Origin of the sequence: Streptococcus sp. 27098_8_22, from assembly GCF_041432415.1 — a bacterium.
GTDB lineage: Bacteria > Bacillota > Bacilli > Lactobacillales > Streptococcaceae > Streptococcus > Streptococcus pseudopneumoniae_M.
Map to the genome: position 1 here is coordinate 1 of NZ_JAPVZP010000006.1, position 17,980 is coordinate 17,980.

The following is a 17,980-nucleotide window of genomic DNA, read 5'->3' on the forward strand; positions in this document are numbered from 1 at the left end:
ATTGAAATACAGTGCAATATATCGCATTTGGCAAATCATGACCACCCGTCAAACGGGTGGTTTGTACAAGGGCTATAAGCCCAGATAACTAGCCAGCGCCTAAAGACGCTGGCTTTTACTTTGTTCAAGCCTTATTGCATTTGACTCGTCACAACCCTCTCAAAGAGGCGTACGTACTACTTGCCACCATCCCTAAAGGGATCTTCATATTCTTTTACACTCAACTTATCTAAAGCCATATCTTTTCGCTCTTGTTCCTGAATGTATTTTTTTATTGTGGCTTCATTGAGGCCAACTGTACTAACATAATAGCCCTCTGCCCAAAAATGTCGATTCCCAAACTTATATTTCAGATTGGCGTGTTTATCGAACATCATTAGAGCACTTTTCCCTTTTAAATATCCCATAAAACTTGCAACACTAATTCTAGGTGGAATGCTTACCAACATATGAACATGATCTGGCATTAAATGGCCTTCGATAATCTCAACACCTTTATAACTACATAATCTATGGAATATTTCTCCCAAACTACTTCGATATTGATTATAGATCACTTTTCGTCTATACTTAGGGGTGAACACAATGTGATAGAACACATCCATTTCGTGTGTGATAAACTATGTGCTTTTTGAGCCATATTTTTCTCCTTTCGCTTTACAATTGGCTTGAACACCTTAATTGTATCGCGTTTGGAGTTTTTTGGTATAACCTTCGATGCGCACCCGCATAGCGGGTGGTTCTTTTGTCTCGCACCTAACGGAGCGAGACGGACTGAAAGTCACATAAAAGAAAAAAACGCTTAAAATGTACTGACCCCAAAAAGTTAGACAATTAATTTATCCAAAGGATTTAGTTCTGTATTGCACAGGACTGAGTCCTTTTAGTTTTACCTTAATTCGTTTGTTGTTGTAATAATCAATATAGTCTACAATAGCTTGTTCCAATTGCTCAAGTGAGTGAAACGTATTCTCATAACCATAAAACATCTCAGACTTAAGAATGCCAAAGAAGGATTCCATCATACCGTTATCTGGACTGTTTCCTTTACGTGACATGGACGGTTGGATTCCTTTATCCTCTAAAAAACGATGATAATACTGATGTTGATACTGCCATCCTTGATCACTATGGAGAATAGTATTTGTGTAATAATCCTCACCGAAAGCCTGGTCTAACATAGCTTTCACTTGTTCTAAGTTTGGTGAAGTTGAAAGATTGTAGGCGATAATTTCGCTATTAAAGCCATCTAAAACTGGTGATAAGTAGAGCTTTTGATTACTTACTGGAATGGCAAATTCTGTCACATCTGTGTAGCATTTTTCCATTGGTTTGGCTGCTTCAAATTGGCGTTGAATAAGGTTATCTGCTTTCTTGCCAATCTCTCCTTGGTAAGAAGAATACTTCCGTTTACGACGAATTCGAGCACTTAAACCAAGGATTTTCATCAAACGTTGGACCTTCTTATGGTTCACTACAAAACCACGATTCCTTAATTCAAGGGTTATTCGGCGATAGCCATAATTTCCTTTATGCTCATAATAAATTTCCTGAATTTCAGCTTTAATCTCTTTATCTTTGTCGTGCCCATCTAGTTCCTTCAACTGATAGTAGTAAGTTGAGCGAGGTAAACGAGCCGCTTCAAGAAGTAAATCTAGTCGAAATCCTCCTGAGACCATTTCTCTAATTGTCTCTGCCTTTCTCGCTGTATGGCTTCGTCCCTTTCCTCTAACTCTTTTAACTTTTTTAGGTAGGCCACCTCAGTCCGTAAGCGTTCATTCTCCTCCTGGAGTCGTTCTAATTCTGTCATTTCTTCCCAAGTTTTCTTTCGTTTACGTCCCATTTTAGCTGGTCTCCCTCTTGTTTTCTCAACAATAGTATACCCGTTTTTCTTGTATTGTGCTAGCCAATTTGAAAGCATTCCTTGGTTTGGGAGAGCATAATCAAGGCTGACACTTCTATAAGAACAACCTTCCAGCAGAAAGAACTTTATCTATCATTTCTTGTTTTAGTTCTGGAGAATAATAACGATTCTTCCTTTTTTTGACGAACTCTATTCCGTAACGATCAATCAATTTAATCATGTACCTAAGATTAGAATTGTTTATCCCAAATTTATTTGAAAGCTTCTCTAAGCTATATCCCTGTTTTCTAAGTTCATAGATCTGAACTTTATCATCATAAGTTAATTTCATAATAAAAACACCCCAAAAGTTAGATTTTTATGTCTAACTTTTGGGGTGCAGTTCAAAATCAGCGTTTTTCTTATGTATTGATTCGTATTGAATGCTTACTTCACTTCTGTAAACACAACGTGTTTGCGAAGTTTTGGTGAGTATTTCTTCAATTGAAGACGGTCTGGAGTGTTACGTTTGTTTTTAGAAGTAAGGTACAAGCGTTCACCAGATTCTTTGTGTTCAAGTGTAATATTTACGCGCATGGTATCTCCCTTCTATTATTCAGCTGATGCAGCTTTAGCGATCTTACGTCCTTTGTAGTATCCTTTAAGTGATACACGGTGTGAACGTGAGTAATCTCCAGTAGTTTCGTCAAAGTTTACAGATGGAGCTGTTACTTTGTAGTGTGTACGACGTTTGTTTTTCTTCGCTTTTGAAGTGCGACGTGCAGGTACTGCCATTTTGATTTCTCCTTTTAAGATATAAATTCAGTTAGGTTTGATTTTCATCAACTTTAATAGTATATCAAAACTTTTTTGTAAAGTAAAGTTACTTGACAAAAAAAGATTAAAAAATTTTCCTATCCAATCTTCTGGATAGGAAAATAGACTAAATATCAATCTCGAATGGTTCATCAATGGTTTCTGAGACGTATTTCCCGTCTTTCTTTCGTTGCTTGACACATTCTGTGAGGAGATATTCAATCTGCCCGTTGACTGATCGAAAGTCATCTTCTGCCCATGATGCGAGTGCAGCATATAACTTTGCCGAAAGTCGAAGGGGAATCTGCTTCTTTTTAGCTTCTGCCATTTTTAATAAAGGCTTCCTGTATTGACAATTGGTTGTGCATCATGATTGCCACAGAGAACGACTAGGAGATTTGAAACCATAGCAGCTTTTCGTTCTTCGTCAAGTTCTACTAATTCTCCTTCATTGAGACGTTCCAGTGCCATTTCAACCATTCCTACAGCGCCATCAACAATCATCTTACGTGCATCGATAATGGCTGATGCTTGTTGACGTTGAAGCATGACAGCTGCAATTTCCGGTGCATAAGCTAGGTAAGTAATACGTGCCTCAAGGATTTCCAAGCCAGCGTCCTCTACACGACTTTGAATTTCCTCACGAATGCGACTAGCTACAATCTCGCTAGAGCCTCGGAGACTGCCTTCATCTGCTTGCCCATCACCTGTAGTATCCACATTCGGAGACACATCGTAAGGATAGATGCGGACAATATTACGAAGGGCGCTATCACATTGCAATGAAAGGTATTCTTTGTAGTTATCAACGTTGAAAACTGCTTTAGCTGTATCGACAACTCTCCAAGTTACCGCGATTCCGATTTCTACAGGGTTCCCTAAGCAATCGTTAATCTTTTGACGAGAATTACTCAAGGTCATAACTTTGAGAGAAATCTGTTTCTTGCCAATTTCAATGTTTACATCATTGCCATTTGATGATTTCATCCCTGAAAAAGGGGATTTCGTGCTAACGTCACCACTTTGACCAAGTCGAGTGTGATTTGCAGGGTTGACCGCTATACTGAAGGGATTGACAAAGTAAAAACCAGGTTCTTTGATGGTACCAGTATAGTTACCAAAGAGGGTCAAAACCAGTGCTTCCTGAGGTTTAACAACTTTTAAACCAGCATGAGCTAGAGCTGAAATTAAGATTAATAAAAGCCCGATAATAATTCCAAAAATGTTTTCCGAACCAGCACCCATTATAAATATAAGGAAACCAAGTACGAGTGCCAACTCAATGAGTACCAATGCTACTACACCATTTGGTTTTGAATTGATTAGTTTTTCAGTCATCAGAATGACCTCCTGCATTTGATATCTAAATGATATCACTTTAATTTTAAATGTCAACAAAAATATGCAATCTTTTTTAAGAAGATTTCAATGGTTTGAATTGTCTGAAAATTCAAGAATTTTCTTCTGTTCATTGTTTTTAAAATGTGCTATAATGGTAAAAACTGAAATGGGAGGGAACAAATGACAGAATTAGATAAACGTCACCGCAGTAGCATTTATGACAGCATGGTTAAATCACCAAACCGTGCCATGCTTCGTGCGACTGGTATGACAGATAAGGACTTTGAAACACCAATTGTGGGAGTCATTTCGACTTGGGCAGAAAATACACCATGTAATATCCACTTGCATGACTTCGGTAAGCTTGCAAAAGAAGGTGTCAAATCTGCTGGTGCTTGGCCGGTTCAATTTGGAACCATTACGGTAGCAGACGGGATTGCCATGGGAACGCCTGGTATGCGCTTCTCTCTAACGTCACGTGATATCATTGCGGATTCTATCGAAGCTGCTATGGGCGGTCACAACGTGGATGCCTTTGTGGCTATCGGTGGTTGTGACAAGAACATGCCTGGTTCTATGATTGCCATTGCCAATATGAATATCCCAGCTATTTTCGCCTACGGTGGTACTATCGCCCCTGGAAAACTGGATGGCAAAGACATCGACTTGGTTTCTGTATTTGAAGGAATCGGTAAGTGGAATCACGGTGATATGACAGCTGAGGACGTGAAACGTCTCGAGTGTAACGCCTGCCCTGGCCCTGGTGGTTGTGGTGGTATGTATACTGCCAATACTATGGCTACTGCTATCGAAGTTTTGGGGATGAGCTTGCCAGGTTCTTCTTCTCACCCAGCAGAATCTGCTGATAAGAAAGAAGACATCGAAGCAGCAGGACGTGCTGTTGTTAAGATGCTGGAGCTCGGTCTCAAACCATCAGATATCTTGACTCGTGAAGCCTTTGAAGATGCCATTACTGTGACTATGGCTCTAGGTGGTTCTACAAATGCCACTCTTCACTTGCTTGCTATTGCCCACGCAGCTAATGTTGACTTGTCACTTGAGGACTTTAATACCATCCAAGAACGTGTGCCTCACTTGGCCGATTTGAAACCTTCTGGTCAGTATGTCTTCCAAGACCTTTACGAAGTTGGTGGTGTGCCTGCGGTTATGAAGTATTTGCTGGCAAATGGCTTCCTTCACGGAGACCGTATCACATGTACTGGTAAGACTGTTGCTGAAAACTTGGCTGACTTTGCAGACCTCACACCAGGTCAAAAAGTTATCATGCCACTCGAAAATCCAAAACGTGCAGATGGTCCGCTTATCATCTTGAACGGTAATCTTGCTCCTGACGGTGCGGTTGCCAAGGTATCCGGTGTTAAAGTTCGTCGTCACGTTGGTCCAGCTAAGGTATTTGACTCTGAAGAAGATGCCATCCAAGCTGTCTTGTCTGATGAAATCGTTGATGGCGACGTTGTCGTTGTTCGTTTCGTTGGACCTAAGGGTGGTCCTGGTATGCCTGAGATGCTATCACTTTCATCAATGATCGTTGGTAAAGGTCAAGGAGACAAGGTTGCTCTCTTGACAGACGGACGCTTCTCTGGTGGTACTTATGGACTGGTTGTTGGACATATCGCTCCTGAAGCTCAGGATGGTGGACCAATTGCCTACCTCCGCACAGGTGATATCGTCACCGTTGACCAAGATACTAAAGAAATTTCCATGGCTGTATCTGATGAAGAACTTGAAAAACGTAAGGCAGAAACAACCTTACCACCACTCTATAGTCGTGGTGTCCTCGGTAAGTACGCCCACACTGTATCTTCTGCATCCCGTGGTGCCGTTACAGATTTCTGGAATATGGAACAATCTGGTAAAAAATAACTAGAAAAATAAGCAGTCGCTAAATGACTGCTTTTTCTAATCCTTTATCTTATCTCGTGAAATGTGTAAGATAATTGCTCTAACTATGATTACAAAGAAGAAATGATGTTTTCACAAAATACAGGAATTATGATCTACGTAGAAGACGTAGCAGCCGAGAGGGACTTTTGGTCTGCTATCGGTTTTGAAGTTTTTAATCAATCAGAAATTATGGGTTTTGAAACTTTTGAAATGAAATCTCACACGGACAGTACACTGAATTTTACTGTCTACGCCAAAGACTTTATTCGTCAGGTATCGCCAGAGGTAGTTGATATGAAACCTAGCCTACTCTTTGAATCAGCGGACCTTTGCAGTCTTCACGAGCGCATAGCTGCAGTAACGGAAACCACAAGTTCAATCAATACCCAACCTTTCCCTCACTTTAACTTTGCAAATCCAAGTGGACACTATTTCGCAGTTAGGGGAATCTAATAACAAAACAGAGTCTGGGACAAAAGTCTAACCTTAAATATAAAAAGCGAACAAAACGAGTTGTCTGACACTCAGAATACTGTCTTGTTCGCTTTTTTGTCTAATCTATCGATTTTAAAAATTTATAATAAAGAATTCCTAAAATCAAAATCTTTTTGTCCCAACCTCTCTTGTATTTTAGCGTGGTGGTAGACCAAGCGCTATGCGACCATAGCGACTGATTCGCGTAATCTTCCAAGCAGGTGACCAGGTAACTTCAACCCTGACATCTTCAATCCCTTCAATCTGTTTTAAACCTGCAACGATTTCGATTGGTAAACTTTCTGCACAGTCACAGGCAGTATCGGTGAAGGTCATGACAATTGTACAAAGACCAGCCTCGTCCAAATGAATCTCGTAAATCAAGCCAAGATTATAGACATCTAGTTCCACATCTGTATCGTAAACTTTTTCTAGTTTTTCAATGATTTGTTCTCCTAATGCTAGAGCACGATCATTGATTTTGATATCTTCTCTCATTGCATTCCCTCCATTTGTAAACTGCACCTATTTTCTCATAATTCTGACAATTTGGCAAGTCTTTCCCAATCAAGACTGGATTCGCCATAAAAACTACAGACTAGAAATCAGTCATAGTTTAGCCAAACTACCCAAAGAGCTAGCAACCTAGAGCAAGAGGATATTGGCATAGGTTAGAGAGATAAGCTCAGAGAATGATTGAGCTTCTAAGAAATACTTTCTAAACAGAAAAAGTAGAGAACGGTCATCTCTACTTTTTAAATATTATTTTGACTTCACAGGCTTATCTGCCAAGGCTTTGATAGCTGATACTATCGTTTCTGCGTAGAGCTTAGCACCCTCTTCTAGTTTGGTATTATCATTTCCAAAGTGAACCTGGTCCGTTCCTTTCCAGATGTCTGGATGATCTTTAGATACCTGATTCCAGTCTGCAACCTCAATGTAAGGATACTTTTGAGCTACGTCACGCACATAGCTAGCATACTGTTCTACATAAGGCTGAGTTGCTTGAGTTTTGTCCCCTTCATAAGGTGTCACAAGTACAAGCTGATGGCCCTTAGGTAGATTTGTTATCAAAGAATCAATATCAGCCTTATAATCCTCAGGGTTATTCACTCCAGTAGCAATAACGACTATTTTAGGGAGGACTTTATTCTGACTGTGGTTGAGCATAATAGCATTGGCTTGCTTGGTATTTCTGCTTACTTGACCATCTGTCTGAGCGTCTGGTAGAACCTCTTTAAGTCCAGGTGTTGCACGCAAGGTTACCGAATCTCCGATGATGGATACACCTTCGGCAATATTGTAGCGACTTGCTTCTGCTTGATCCGCCATGGTTTTTGTACGGGTAATATTGGTTTGAGCTTGATTGAGACCATTTACCATCAAATCCGTTTCAAAAGCACCGACTTGGGGAGCAATAAGCATCACAATCAGTGTCAGTAAGCTAAGGAAACCAACGCTACCCGCAAAAATTGGTTGAATATGCGGAATTTCTTTTACCTTTTGCAATAAGCTACTGTTCTTCCCTGCAATGAAAGGTTCAATCACATAGAAAGAAAGGCTTGCAAAGAGATAAGAAAAGATAGTGGTGAGAATCACAGCTGGTAGATTGCTCATCAACTGAGAGAAAATAATATAAAACGGCCAGTGGAAAAGATAGACGGCATAGCTGGTGTCAGCTAAGAAGCTAATTACCTTTGGTTCTTCAATCGTCGGAGTTTTCTCATGCAAAAGTCGTGCTGCAACGATCATCAGAAGAGCAGCTAAACTTGCCAACAAGAAGCCAAGTAAGTAGGCAAAGAGATAATTGAATTTCACGAAGAAGGTCAATAAGAGTAAAACTCCGAGACCTGCTGAAAAGACTAACAAGGTCTGTTTCAAGTCCAAGATTTGATTCAAACGTTTGAGAAGAGGTGTCGTATGACGGACCCCTATCAAGGTAGCTAGGAAACTACCTAGGAAGAATGGATAAACATGAGTTAGACTTGAAAAGTAAAGCGTTGAGTAGGAAGAAACGATAAAGCTACCAATAAACATTGAAAGGAAGCTAACAACAAAGGTAGTTGAAGATAGTAGAAAAACCATTCCCCGTAGTTGCCCACCTGTTTTGGCTTGCTTAGACATGAGCCAAACTGCCAAGCCCCACAAGATATAGTAATGAACTTCAACAGCTAAGCTCCAGTTATGAACAAAGAGATGAGGAATGAACTGAGATTCATAACTTCCCCCTGTTAACATTTCATAGAAGTTGGTCATAAAACCAAGGACACCAGCAATCTGACCACCAATCCCGGCTACATAATCCTGCCGAACCAAGAAAGTAAAGGGAATAACGACAAGGATCATCAAGACAACTGGTGGAAAAATCCGATAGAAACGTCTTCTGAAAAATCCTAGGATATCAATCTTCCCTTTTTGTCCAAATTCTTCTAATAAGAGTGACGTAATTAGGAAACCTGAGAAGGTGAAAAAGACGTCAACCCCGAAGAATCCTCCTGGAAAAATCGTCTGAAAGAAATGGTACAAAAGTACCAAGAGTAAGCCTGTAATCCTGATCAAGGAAAACCATTTAATACGCATACGAGGTTATTCTCCGTTCATTAGAGTAGTAAAAAAACCATCTAATGTTCATTCCATATTACCTTTATTTTATCAAAAAAAGAAGAAAAATCCTAAGAGAAAACTTAGGATTTGAGCTTTAGATTGATAATCTTAGAAATTACGACCTGATTTATTGTAGCCATATTTTTCAACAAAATGCTCACGGAATTCCAAGAGATTGTCATCCATAATAGACTGACGAACCTGCTTCATCAGATTGAGCAAGAAGTAAAGATTATGGTAACTGGTCAAGCGAATACCAAAGGTTTCATCAGCCTTGAGTAGGTGACGAAGGTAGGCACGGGTGTAGTTCTTACATGTGTAGCAATCACACTCAGGATCAAGTGGTGTAAAGTCCTCCGCAAACTGGGCATTCTTGACAACCAAACGTCCTTGGCTAGTCATACAAGTACCGTTACGAGCGATACGAGTCGGCAAGACACAGTCAAACATATCGACCCCACGAATAACCCCATCAATCAAGCTATCTGGCGCTCCCACTCCCATCAAGTAGCGAGGTTTATTCTCAGGAAGGAGTTGAGTGGTGAAGTCCAAAACTGCATTCATCTCTTCGTGAGTTTCTCCAACTGCCAACCCTCCGATAGAGTATCCTGGGAAATCCATGCTGACAAGGTCATGGGCTGACTGACGGCGAAGATCTTCAAAGCCTGCACCTTGTACAATCCCAAACAAACCTTGGTCATGTGGACGACGATGAGCTTTTAATCCACGCTCTGCCCAACGGCTGGTACGTTCAATTGACTTCTTCACATAATCATAAGGCTGATAAAATTGAGGACATTCGTCAAAGGACATCATAATGTCTGAGCCTAGATTGTTTTGGATAGAGATGGCCTTTTCAGGTGAAAGGAACATCTTGGAACCATTGAGGTGATTCTTAAACGTTACTCCTTCTTCTGTGATATTACGGCTATCCGCTAGGGAATAAACTTGGAAACCTCCACTATCTGTCAAGATAGGCTGATCCCAGTTCATGAACTTATGAAGCCCACCTGCACGCGCAATGAGTTCATCTCCAGGACGTAGCCACAAGTGATAGGTATTAGAGAGGATAATCCCTGACCCCATCTCTTTCAATTCTTCTGGCGATTGGGTTTTGACCGTTGCTTGTGTCCCAACCGGCATAAACATAGGAGTTGGGAAGGTTCCGTGTGGCGTGATAATCTCACCCAGACGAGCTCCCGTGTGTTTTTCTTTTTTTATCAAACGATATTTGATTGGTGAATCTGACATTTTTACCTCCGAAGCTGGGAAAGACAGTCCCAGTTCTTACTTTGTGCCCAAGGGCATACTGTATGATTCTATCAAAAAAAACAGGAACTGTCACGAACTATGGTATAATGAAAGAATGAAATACCCAAAAATTGATTTAAAAGAAGTTCGTCAACAAGCTAAACAGTTTCAAGCTGAACATCCACGTTTATTGCTTGTCTTTTTATTACCAAGCATTTTCTTGATTCTATCCAGCTTCATAAGTCCGTTATCCCTACTTGATGAGGGGATTCTTGAGCAATCCTTCTTTACTTTTTTGATGAGTTTGATCCAGTCCTCACTCTTTCCTCTAGCAGTTGGATTCACAAGTTCTATTATCCTAGCTGGTGCTCTTTTTACAACCATTAATCTTTACAGAATTTCCGAGATAGAGCTTTCTTTTAAAGATAGTCTGTCCTTACTTGACAATCGCTTCTTCACCCAGACCTTTCTGACTCTCTTGCTCAAGCGTTTCTATCTCTTTTTGTGGAGCATCCCTAATCTTTTTGGAGTTTACTTGCTCTTTTACAGCAGTGCTATGGCTCATAAATTTGTAGAACTTCATCCCGAATTTCCAGCTGTCGACGTCACCAATTCAGATATCGAACATTTTCTGCTCACTTTTGCACTTTACTTCTTTGGTAGCGTCTTTCTGATGATTTTGGGAACCATTGCCTATCTGCCGCAATACTACGCTTATTCCCAAGTAGAGCTGCTCCTTTGTGATACCCTTGCAATTGGAATTGCCAAGCCAAGTCGCGTACTCAAAACAAGTCGCTTCCTTATGAAAGGCTATAAGTTCCAACGCTTCGTACTTGATTTACAACTCCTACCATGGTATCTTCTTATCTGGATCAGCTTTGGAATTGCGAGCATCCCTTCTTTCCCTTTTATCTATAGTAGTCAGTTCTTCTTCTATCAAAGATTACTCGAAATCAAGCGGAGAAAAGTTTAATGTGAATGATTAAAACCAGCACCTTCTATGGAAAGTGCTGGTTGTTTTTATTTTAAGAAAAGGATACTTAAAAGCGTTAAGATTGCTGGACCACCTTGCTTAAGAATAATTTTTTTATCTGCTGTTAAGGCACCATAAGTCGCTGCTCCTATGACAAACAACACAAAGATTGTTACGATTTCTAAGCTATGTGAGAAATAAATTCCGTAAATAAGAAATACCCCAATTAAGGCATTATAAATTCCTTGGTTTTTAAACAGTGAGGTGACAGAGGGGCGAGTCAACTCTTCCTTGTCCATATTAAAGACTCGGCTGGTTGCATCTGATTGGGTTGCCATACTCTCCAAATAAAAGATATAAAAATGCTCTAGAGCAACAAGGGTTGCTAAAATAGTAGTGATGATTGACATCGTTTTCTCCTTAAAATTCTATTTTTTCTAAACCTGACACTAGTTTTGTCAACAAAGCTGTCAGCTCTTTCTGCTCTGCAGTCGATAAGATACTCTCCATCTGTTCCTTCACCTTCAGGTGATGCTGAGGCGGATTAACCAAGAGTTGATTCTTGGCTTCTTGGGTTAATTCAACTAAGACTTCTCGCTGATTGGCCGGATTACGCTTGCGACTGACATAGCCCTCTGACTCTAAAACCTTAAAATGACGGGTCAAAGCTGCCTGGTCAATCTGTAACTTCTCTTGAACGGCAATCTGGTTGCAGGGTGACTGCTGCAGTAAAAACTGCAGGATTTGATAGCGGGTCAAACTAATTCCCAATTGTTTCTCAAAAAGTTGAGTGATCATCTGATCTGTTAAATGGAGCTGGTACAGTAAGTCGTTAATTTTTTTCATTTCTACCTCCCTGCGTAAACTTGATTTGTCAACTATTGACTTATCAAGTATATTACAGAAAGATTAAAAACGCAACTATTTTGCTTACTCACGAAAAATAGCCTCTTGGTTTCAATCCCAAAAGGCTATTATTTCTATATTCTAGATAAAATCCAGCACTAGCCTACCAAGTCCACTCGAAGGATTTCTCCCTCTTTATCGATGACAACTTCGATGGCATGGCCCGCAAAAATTTCCTCGCTATCATCATAGTAGAGGGTCAATTCTCCGTCTTCGTTGATCGATAGTTCACTCAAGGAAAGTGAGTTGGTAAAATACTCTTCTGTTAACTCCACATCATTTTCATCTGAATCAATCCAGTCTTGAGCTGTTTCCCAGAGTTCTTTGACAATATAGTTTTTAATCTGATCATCATGGACTTGGAAAGTTCCCATAAATTTCTTTAGAGTATCGAAAGAACTTGGAGGAAGACTTTCATCTGCACTCGCAGCAAAGATAGCATGAATCTTACCACCCTCGTAAGTGATAAATCCTTCAAACCAAGAATAGGCTCTGTTTAAGGTGAATTCGCCAAGAGCGTCTTGAATAATGACCGGTTTTTGATAGCTTTCAATCAAGGTCTCTAACCTAGCATCCGTAGATTGGTCATCTAGGTATTCTAGCAAGCGGTAGCAGTTGTTAGCCACTTCTGACATATAAGGCTCTAGCTCCATGAAGGGGCGTTTTTGACATTTAATACGATGAATTTTGTAGGGTTCAAAACTAAATCCCCAATGCTTTTCTTTAAATTCTTCTGGAGTCAAGAGCCATTCCAAACGTCCTTCAAGTTCAGAGAAGTCCTGAGTTGCGACATTGACACTAGCTTTAAAATGAACGGACGGTATTAGACACCCATCTTTTAAAGAAGCAGCTCCATTTACATTTTGGAGGGTAAAAATCAAGAGTTCGACAATTTCTCCAGTAAATTCCTGTTCAAAATCATTTCTTGTTTTCTCAAATGGAGTTTTTAATCGGTTTGTCATTCACTTCATCCTTTCTCTCTATGCTTAAAAGCGTTAGTATAGTTTTGTATTCGCTTACATTCTAACATGTTTTAGATTTTATTTCACTTATCAATACTATTTTACACAAAAAGAAGCTACACATTTTAAATGTATAGCTTCTTATTATTCTTAATTCATAGATACGTGAACGTGGTCATAGTGGTTTTCTGTTACGCTACCACGATCTGGCATTGGATTCCAAGTGTAGGCTGGTCCATATTTGCTATCGTATGGTGCATAGAAACGTTGTTTCCAAATGATATAGTTAATTCCACGGGTCGCCATGTTCTGGATCGCATAATCTGCAATTTGGTCTCCAAGAGCTGAGCTTACTGGAACCATAAAGTCAATTGCAAGGCCTTTTCCGTGGTCTCCGCTATCTCCAGGACGGTAGCCGCTAAATGATGTGATACCAAACAAGTTAGCAATTTCTTCTTTAAAGGCAGCTGTTTGTGGTTGTAGACCTGTATTTTCTGATTTTGAAGCTGCAATACTTGCATAATCAGGTGCTGCTGGTGCTGCATAAGTAGCTGATGAACCTTGGCTTGCTTCAGCTTGGTAAGTTGATGGTGTTGATTGAGTTTCTGTAACAGGGGCTTCTGTTGTAGTGGTTTCTTCCACTACAGGTGTTTCTGTTACTGCTTTTTCTGCTGGTGCTGAAACTTCTGCCGTAGTTTCTGTCACTGGTTCTGCTGCTGGTACTGAGGCTTCTGTTGTAGTTTCTGCTACTGCTTCTTCAGTCACTTGTGGTGCTACTGGCTCAACTTTAGCTTCTGTTTCTTCAACTGGTTGAGTTAAATCTTCAACCTGTACAGTTTGGTCATCTACAGTGACTTGGTTGGTTGTCAAATCTGCTCTTGCAGTTGTGCCTTCACCTGCCTGAGCTGTGTCAGGGGTTTGGATTTCAACTTCCGTCACTTCTTCCTCATCATTAACAGTTGTTGTAAGGACTGTCTCAGGGAAAATCAGATCAATATTGCTGATCTTGTTCAAGTTAGCAAGAACGGTCACATCCACTCCCAAAGCTTCGGCAATGGTACTTAGAGTGTCTCCATACTGAATCGTATAGCTTGTTTTATTCTCATTCTTAGTAACATCGTTTTGAATTTGCTCAACACTGCGCGCTGTCCATACTAGTTCTTCTGCTTGAGTTGCCAATACAGGGGCAAAGGACAAGGCTACTGTTGATGCTAAAATAATTCTTTTCTTCATACTATCAAACTCCTTTTCAAATGTAGTACCTGTCTATCATAACACAAAGAAAATAGAAAAAAAGCCCTTTTGGGGCTATTTAACAGAACTGTACATTCGTTGTAACAAATCACATTACTTGAAATAGTTTGTCAGTTTCTTGTCATCAGGCTGACACATTCTTCTTGAAGAAAATTCTAGAAGGAAAGCGAGCTAATGTCTTCTAAATGCTCTATCTGTTGATTACAAGCTGCAGATGAGGCAAGGAAATTGATACTCTGAATCCCACTGTTTTGAGCAAATTCGATATCCAAAGTCCGATCGCCGATATAATAAGTCTGCTGAGGATTTAATCCATACTTATCTAAAAGATAAATCGCAGCTTCTGGACTAGGCTTCCGAGCAAAGCCACTTTGATTGGTTAAAATTTCTGTGAAATAGTGGGCCAAACCCAAATTCTCCAAAATTGTAAAAGCATTGTCCCCTTTATGGGTGTAAACAAACTGCTCAATCCCTTGCTGATCTGCCCAAGCTAAGATTTCACGCGCCCCTGGCATCAGAACCACTTGAGCATTCTTCTCAGCCAAGCTCTGAGCACGAACCTGATTGAGCATATCAGCATCCAAGCCTCTTTCTTCTCCCACTTTTTCCAACAGATCTTGAACGGAAGTTTGTAGAATAAAGGCACGAACCTCAGCCTTATCATAAGGAATGTCAAACTGGGCAAAAGTCTCTTCGATTCCTGCTAAAATAGCCTCATAAGAGTCCAATAATGTTCCATCCAAATCCCAAATAAATCCAATTTTGTTCATGTGTCATCCTTTCAAAGAGATATATTGCTTATAACGATAGCGTAGGAAAATCCAACGGAAACCATTATCCAAAAGCGTTCCTGCCCAGATACCAGGCAAGCCCCAACCAAGAACAATTCCCATCAGATACCCTGTTCCGATACGGATACACCACATTCCGATACTTGTCGCATAAAAGGGAAGTCGGGCATTTCCCAAACCCTGCCAGACAGCTGTATAGATGACTGTCCCCGTCGTCATAGGAGTCCCTAGTAGAGAGAACAGCGTCACCATAACACTGGCTTCAATAGCCACAGGATCACTAGTGTAGAGGTGACTTAGGGGCGTTCTGAGAGTATAGATACTAAGTGTTAAGGGCAACATAAGAAAGAGAGAAAGCCAAAAAGTTTGCTTACTTAAGTTGTCTACCCTTGCCCAATCATCTTCCCCAACTGCTCGAGCTACCTGCATGACTGTTGCTGTCGCAACACCGAAGGCAGGCATATAGTTAAACTGTGTCAAAACTTCACCAATTGCATTTCCTGCGACTGCCTCAGTTCCGAAAGAAACAACCAAGGCAATAATGACCACATCTCCAGCTCGCATCATGAGACGTTCTCCCGCTGCAGGTAAAGCCAAGGTCAGCAGGTCTTTATCCAGTCCAAAATTTGGTCTCGTATATGGAAGTTTTAATTGCGACCACAAAATCACAACCCCGACCAAACGAGACAAAATAGTCCCCCAAGCTACACCAGTTATCCCCATATCAAGGATAAAAATGGCGATACTTGAAAAAAGGATGTTTAAAGCATTGGATAAAAAACTCACATAAAGGGGAAGGCGCGGATTATGGGTGGCGCGAATCAAGGCTCCTAGACTAGTCATCAAGCCCAAGAGGACGATTGTCCCTCCAACTAAAGCTAGGTATAGTCCTCCACTCTCAGCCACAGCCGCTTCTGTCCCCAAAAGGACAATCATCTCTCGTCCTGCAAAGATGGATAAGACACCTAAAACTAAACTCAGTAGCAAAGTAATCTTAAGTGCTTCTGTCACATGATAGGCTAGTCTAGATTGATCTTTCTGTCCCAAACTTTTGGAAATGACACTGGAAATAGCCGCTCCCAAAGCAATAAAAATCGCTTGGTAAATGGTTATAATATTGCCCGCTACAGACACACCCGAAATGGCGATTAAGCCCAAATGTGCCACCAGATAGCTATCGACCATCCCCATGAGCATCTGCAAGAAATTTTCACCCATGGCTGGCAGGGCTATGTTGAGAATGTCTTTATTTTTCTTAAACAATCCTTCCTCCTGATGAAAAGAAACTCAGTTAGTTGCCCAACCGAGTTTACTTCCTCTGTCTTAAAGTCCTAGATAAGATTCTACTGCAGCCTGCATCTCTGCTGCTGCAACAGTTGTCTTGTGACGAACTGGAGCTGTTTCGAGGCCATCAACTGCAGGTGGCACTGCTACTCCTGAAATTTCATGTAGTTGAGCCAAGGCTTCAAAATCGCTCAAACCTGATTGCCCAGTTACAGCTTCTACTGCAACCACTGGGAATTTATAAGGACTAGCTGTTGAAGCAATCACGGTCTTAGTCACATCACCTGTCGCCGCTTGGTATTTTTTATAAACAGCTGAGGCAACCGCTGTATGTGGATCCTCAATGTAGGCATCTGTTTGATAAACACGCTTGATTTCTGCTGCTGTTTCCGCTTCAGTCGCATACTCTGCTGCAAAAAGGTCAAGAATCTCTGCATCAAAATCTGTCAATTCATACCGGCCTTGGTTATTCAAAGCATTCATGAGTTCAGCTGTCTTAACCGCATCATTACCCAAAAGGTGGAAAATCAAGCGCTCCAAGTTTGAAGAGACCAAGATATCCATAGATGGGCTAGTGGTTACCTTAAACTCACGCTTCTTGTCATAAACACGAGTTTTGAAGAAGTCTGTCAAAACATTGTTGTCATTTGAAGCACAGATCAACTTGCCAACTGGTAGGCCGATTTGCTTAGCGTAAAAGGCAGCCAAGATATTCCCAAAGTTCCCTGTCGGTACGGTGAAGTTAACCTTGTCACCAGCCTTAATCTCACCAGTTTTAACAAGCTGAGCGTAGGCATACACATAATAGACAATCTGTGGTACCAAACGACCGATATTCATAGAGTTGGCTGATGAGAACTGGAGCTTATTAGCAGCCAATTTTTCACGAAGCTCCACATCGTTGAACATGTGCTTAACGTTGGTTTGAGCATCATCAAAGTTTCCATCGATGGCGATAACATGAGTATTGTCCCCTGTTTGAGTAGTCATTTGCAACTCTTGTACCTTGCTGACACCGTCTTTTGGATAAAAGACGATGATTTCAGTTCCAGGAACATCCGCAAATCCTGCCATGGCAGCTTTACCAGTGTCTCCAGACGTCGCTGTCAAGATAACAATCTTGTTTTCCAAGCCATGTTTCTTGGCAGCTGTTGTCATAAAGTATGGCAAGATAGACAAGGCCATATCCTTAAAGGCAATGGTTGAACCGTGGAAAAGTTCCAAGTTGTATTGGCCATCTAGTTTCACAAGAGGAGCAATGGCTGGCGTATCAAACTTGCTGTCATAGGCGTTGGTGATACAGTAGTCCAACTCTTCTGCTGTAAAGTCATCCAAGAAAGCTGACAAGACAAGCTTAGCTACTTCTTGGTAAGAAGCGTCCTTTAATGTTTCAAAATCCAAATCAACCTTTGGATAGCTAACTGGAGTAAATAAGCCTCCATCTGTTGCCAAACCTTGCAAAATCGCTTGACTGGCTGTTACTGTATTTTTCGCATCACGCGTTGATTGATAAACTAATGTCATAAATCTCTATCCTTTATCTATAGTCTCATCCATTATAACATGATTTTTCAGA

17 protein-coding genes and 2 pseudogenes are annotated in these 17,980 nt (G+C 40.7%); 3 read left to right on the forward strand and 16 right to left on the reverse strand.

Annotation, left to right across the window (positions count from 1 at the left end; translation table 11 throughout):
• Positions 1-176: 176 nt before the first annotated feature.
• The 6 genes and pseudogenes from tnpA to O3633_RS07270 all read right to left on the reverse strand — a co-directional run bounded on the left by tnpA (position 177) and on the right by O3633_RS07270 (position 3,997).
• Positions 177-640, reverse strand: a pseudogene (tnpA, locus tag O3633_RS07245) (IS200/IS605 family transposase).
• Between the two features lie 199 nt (positions 641-839).
• A pseudogene (locus O3633_RS07250) lies at positions 840-2,195 on the reverse strand (IS3 family transposase).
• 95 nt (positions 2,196-2,290) lie between these two features.
• Positions 2,291-2,440: a 50S ribosomal protein L33 gene (gene rpmG, locus O3633_RS07255; RefSeq protein WP_001265622.1), complete on the reverse strand. Its 150-nt coding sequence runs from the start codon at positions 2,438-2,440 to the stop codon at positions 2,291-2,293.
• Between the two features lie 15 nt (positions 2,441-2,455).
• A complete protein-coding gene (gene rpmF / locus O3633_RS07260; protein ID WP_000290417.1) occupies positions 2,456-2,638 on the reverse strand; it encodes a 50S ribosomal protein L32 in 183 nt (60 codons plus the stop codon).
• A gap of 148 nt (positions 2,639-2,786) precedes the next feature.
• On the reverse strand, positions 2,787-2,987 hold the full coding sequence (locus O3633_RS07265) for a type II toxin-antitoxin system antitoxin (protein WP_075229745.1): 201 nt from the start codon (positions 2,985-2,987) through the stop codon (positions 2,787-2,789).
• Between the two features lie 2 nt (positions 2,988-2,989).
• Entirely contained in the window at positions 2,990-3,997 is a 1,008-nt protein-coding gene (locus O3633_RS07270; protein ID WP_371620841.1) for an SPFH domain-containing protein, read from the reverse strand.
• A 183-nt stretch (positions 3,998-4,180) separates the two neighbouring features.
• Between O3633_RS07270 and ilvD the strand changes: the two genes are divergently transcribed.
• Both ilvD and O3633_RS07280 read left to right on the forward strand, forming a co-directional pair.
• Positions 4,181-5,884, forward strand: a complete 1,704-nt coding sequence (ilvD, locus tag O3633_RS07275) for a dihydroxy-acid dehydratase (RefSeq protein ID WP_371559304.1) — start codon at positions 4,181-4,183, stop codon at positions 5,882-5,884.
• Positions 5,885-5,989: 105 nt separating this feature from the next.
• Complete coding sequence (locus O3633_RS07280) at positions 5,990-6,358, forward strand: VOC family protein (protein ID WP_371620904.1); 369 nt, start codon at positions 5,990-5,992, stop codon at positions 6,356-6,358.
• A 177-nt stretch (positions 6,359-6,535) separates the two neighbouring features.
• Here the strand turns inward: O3633_RS07280 and O3633_RS07285 are convergent, their stop codons facing one another.
• The 3 genes from O3633_RS07285 to tgt all read right to left on the reverse strand — a co-directional run bounded on the left by O3633_RS07285 (position 6,536) and on the right by tgt (position 10,234).
• Positions 6,536-6,877, reverse strand: a complete 342-nt coding sequence (locus tag O3633_RS07285) for a metal-sulfur cluster assembly factor (RefSeq protein ID WP_049530778.1) — start codon at positions 6,875-6,877, stop codon at positions 6,536-6,538.
• Positions 6,878-7,141: 264 nt separating this feature from the next.
• Positions 7,142-8,959 carry an acyltransferase family protein gene (locus tag O3633_RS07290; protein WP_371620842.1) on the reverse strand — a complete coding sequence of 606 codons (1,818 nt, stop codon included), beginning with the start codon at positions 8,957-8,959 and terminating at the stop codon, positions 7,142-7,144.
• Between the two features lie 132 nt (positions 8,960-9,091).
• Positions 9,092-10,234: a tRNA guanosine(34) transglycosylase Tgt gene (tgt, locus tag O3633_RS07295; RefSeq protein ID WP_371620843.1), complete on the reverse strand. Its 1,143-nt coding sequence runs from the start codon at positions 10,232-10,234 to the stop codon at positions 9,092-9,094.
• Between the two features lie 115 nt (positions 10,235-10,349).
• On the opposite strand from tgt, the gene O3633_RS07300 reads away from it, so the two are divergent.
• Positions 10,350-11,207 carry a DUF975 family protein gene (locus O3633_RS07300; protein WP_371620844.1) on the forward strand — a complete coding sequence of 286 codons (858 nt, stop codon included), beginning with the start codon at positions 10,350-10,352 and terminating at the stop codon, positions 11,205-11,207.
• Between the two features lie 47 nt (positions 11,208-11,254).
• Here O3633_RS07300 and O3633_RS07305 read toward each other — a convergent pair whose 3' ends face one another.
• From O3633_RS07305 to thrC, 7 genes are all read right to left on the reverse strand, one after another.
• A complete protein-coding gene (locus O3633_RS07305; RefSeq protein WP_070458779.1) occupies positions 11,255-11,617 on the reverse strand; it encodes a DUF1304 domain-containing protein in 363 nt (120 codons plus the stop codon).
• Between the two features lie 10 nt (positions 11,618-11,627).
• Positions 11,628-12,053, reverse strand: a complete 426-nt coding sequence (locus tag O3633_RS07310; protein ID WP_371620845.1) for a MarR family winged helix-turn-helix transcriptional regulator — start codon at positions 12,051-12,053, stop codon at positions 11,628-11,630.
• 158 nt (positions 12,054-12,211) lie between these two features.
• Positions 12,212-13,075 (reverse strand): DUF2262 domain-containing protein, encoded by an 864-nt coding sequence (locus O3633_RS07315; protein WP_371620846.1) that lies wholly within the window; start codon positions 13,073-13,075, stop codon positions 12,212-12,214.
• A gap of 150 nt (positions 13,076-13,225) precedes the next feature.
• Complete coding sequence (locus O3633_RS07320) at positions 13,226-14,308, reverse strand: LysM peptidoglycan-binding domain-containing protein (RefSeq protein ID WP_371620847.1); 1,083 nt, start codon at positions 14,306-14,308, stop codon at positions 13,226-13,228.
• Between the two features lie 176 nt (positions 14,309-14,484).
• Positions 14,485-15,099 (reverse strand): HAD-IA family hydrolase, encoded by a 615-nt coding sequence (locus O3633_RS07325; RefSeq protein WP_371620848.1) that lies wholly within the window; start codon positions 15,097-15,099, stop codon positions 14,485-14,487.
• A gap of 3 nt (positions 15,100-15,102) precedes the next feature.
• Positions 15,103-16,383, reverse strand: a complete 1,281-nt coding sequence (locus O3633_RS07330; RefSeq protein ID WP_371620849.1) for an MATE family efflux transporter — start codon at positions 16,381-16,383, stop codon at positions 15,103-15,105.
• Between the two features lie 60 nt (positions 16,384-16,443).
• Positions 16,444-17,928, reverse strand: a complete 1,485-nt coding sequence (thrC, locus tag O3633_RS07335) for a threonine synthase (protein WP_371620850.1) — start codon at positions 17,926-17,928, stop codon at positions 16,444-16,446.
• Between the last annotated feature and the right edge of the window lie 52 nt (positions 17,929-17,980).

What these genes read in the sequence shown, in the direction of transcription:
- O3633_RS07325 (WP_371620848.1), bottom strand. Translation starts at nt 15,099, where the DNA reads ATGAACAAAATTGGATTTATTTGGGATTTGGATGGAACATTATTGGAC.
- rpmF (WP_000290417.1), bottom strand. Translation starts at nt 2,638, where the DNA reads ATGGCAGTACCTGCACGTCGCACTTCAAAAGCGAAGAAAAACAAACGT.
- O3633_RS07265 (WP_075229745.1), bottom strand. Translation starts at nt 2,987, where the DNA reads ATGGCAGAAGCTAAAAAGAAGCAGATTCCCCTTCGACTTTCGGCAAAG.
- thrC (WP_371620850.1), bottom strand. Translation starts at nt 17,928, where the DNA reads ATGACATTAGTTTATCAATCAACGCGTGATGCGAAAAATACAGTAACA.
- tgt (WP_371620843.1), bottom strand. Translation starts at nt 10,234, where the DNA reads ATGTCAGATTCACCAATCAAATATCGTTTGATAAAAAAAGAAAAACAC.
- O3633_RS07270 (WP_371620841.1), bottom strand. Translation starts at nt 3,997, where the DNA reads ATGACTGAAAAACTAATCAATTCAAAACCAAATGGTGTAGTAGCATTG.
- O3633_RS07310 (WP_371620845.1), bottom strand. Translation starts at nt 12,053, where the DNA reads ATGAAAAAAATTAACGACTTACTGTACCAGCTCCATTTAACAGATCAG.
- rpmG (WP_001265622.1), bottom strand. Translation starts at nt 2,440, where the DNA reads ATGCGCGTAAATATTACACTTGAACACAAAGAATCTGGTGAACGCTTG.
- O3633_RS07285 (WP_049530778.1), bottom strand. Translation starts at nt 6,877, where the DNA reads ATGAGAGAAGATATCAAAATCAATGATCGTGCTCTAGCATTAGGAGAA.
- O3633_RS07280 (WP_371620904.1), top strand. Translation starts at nt 5,990, where the DNA reads ATGTTTTCACAAAATACAGGAATTATGATCTACGTAGAAGACGTAGCA.
- O3633_RS07300 (WP_371620844.1), top strand. Translation starts at nt 10,350, where the DNA reads ATGAAATACCCAAAAATTGATTTAAAAGAAGTTCGTCAACAAGCTAAA.
- O3633_RS07320 (WP_371620847.1), bottom strand. Translation starts at nt 14,308, where the DNA reads ATGAAGAAAAGAATTATTTTAGCATCAACAGTAGCCTTGTCCTTTGCC.
- O3633_RS07315 (WP_371620846.1), bottom strand. Translation starts at nt 13,075, where the DNA reads ATGACAAACCGATTAAAAACTCCATTTGAGAAAACAAGAAATGATTTT.
- O3633_RS07305 (WP_070458779.1), bottom strand. Translation starts at nt 11,617, where the DNA reads ATGTCAATCATCACTACTATTTTAGCAACCCTTGTTGCTCTAGAGCAT.
- O3633_RS07290 (WP_371620842.1), bottom strand. Translation starts at nt 8,959, where the DNA reads ATGCGTATTAAATGGTTTTCCTTGATCAGGATTACAGGCTTACTCTTG.
- ilvD (WP_371559304.1), top strand. Translation starts at nt 4,181, where the DNA reads ATGACAGAATTAGATAAACGTCACCGCAGTAGCATTTATGACAGCATG.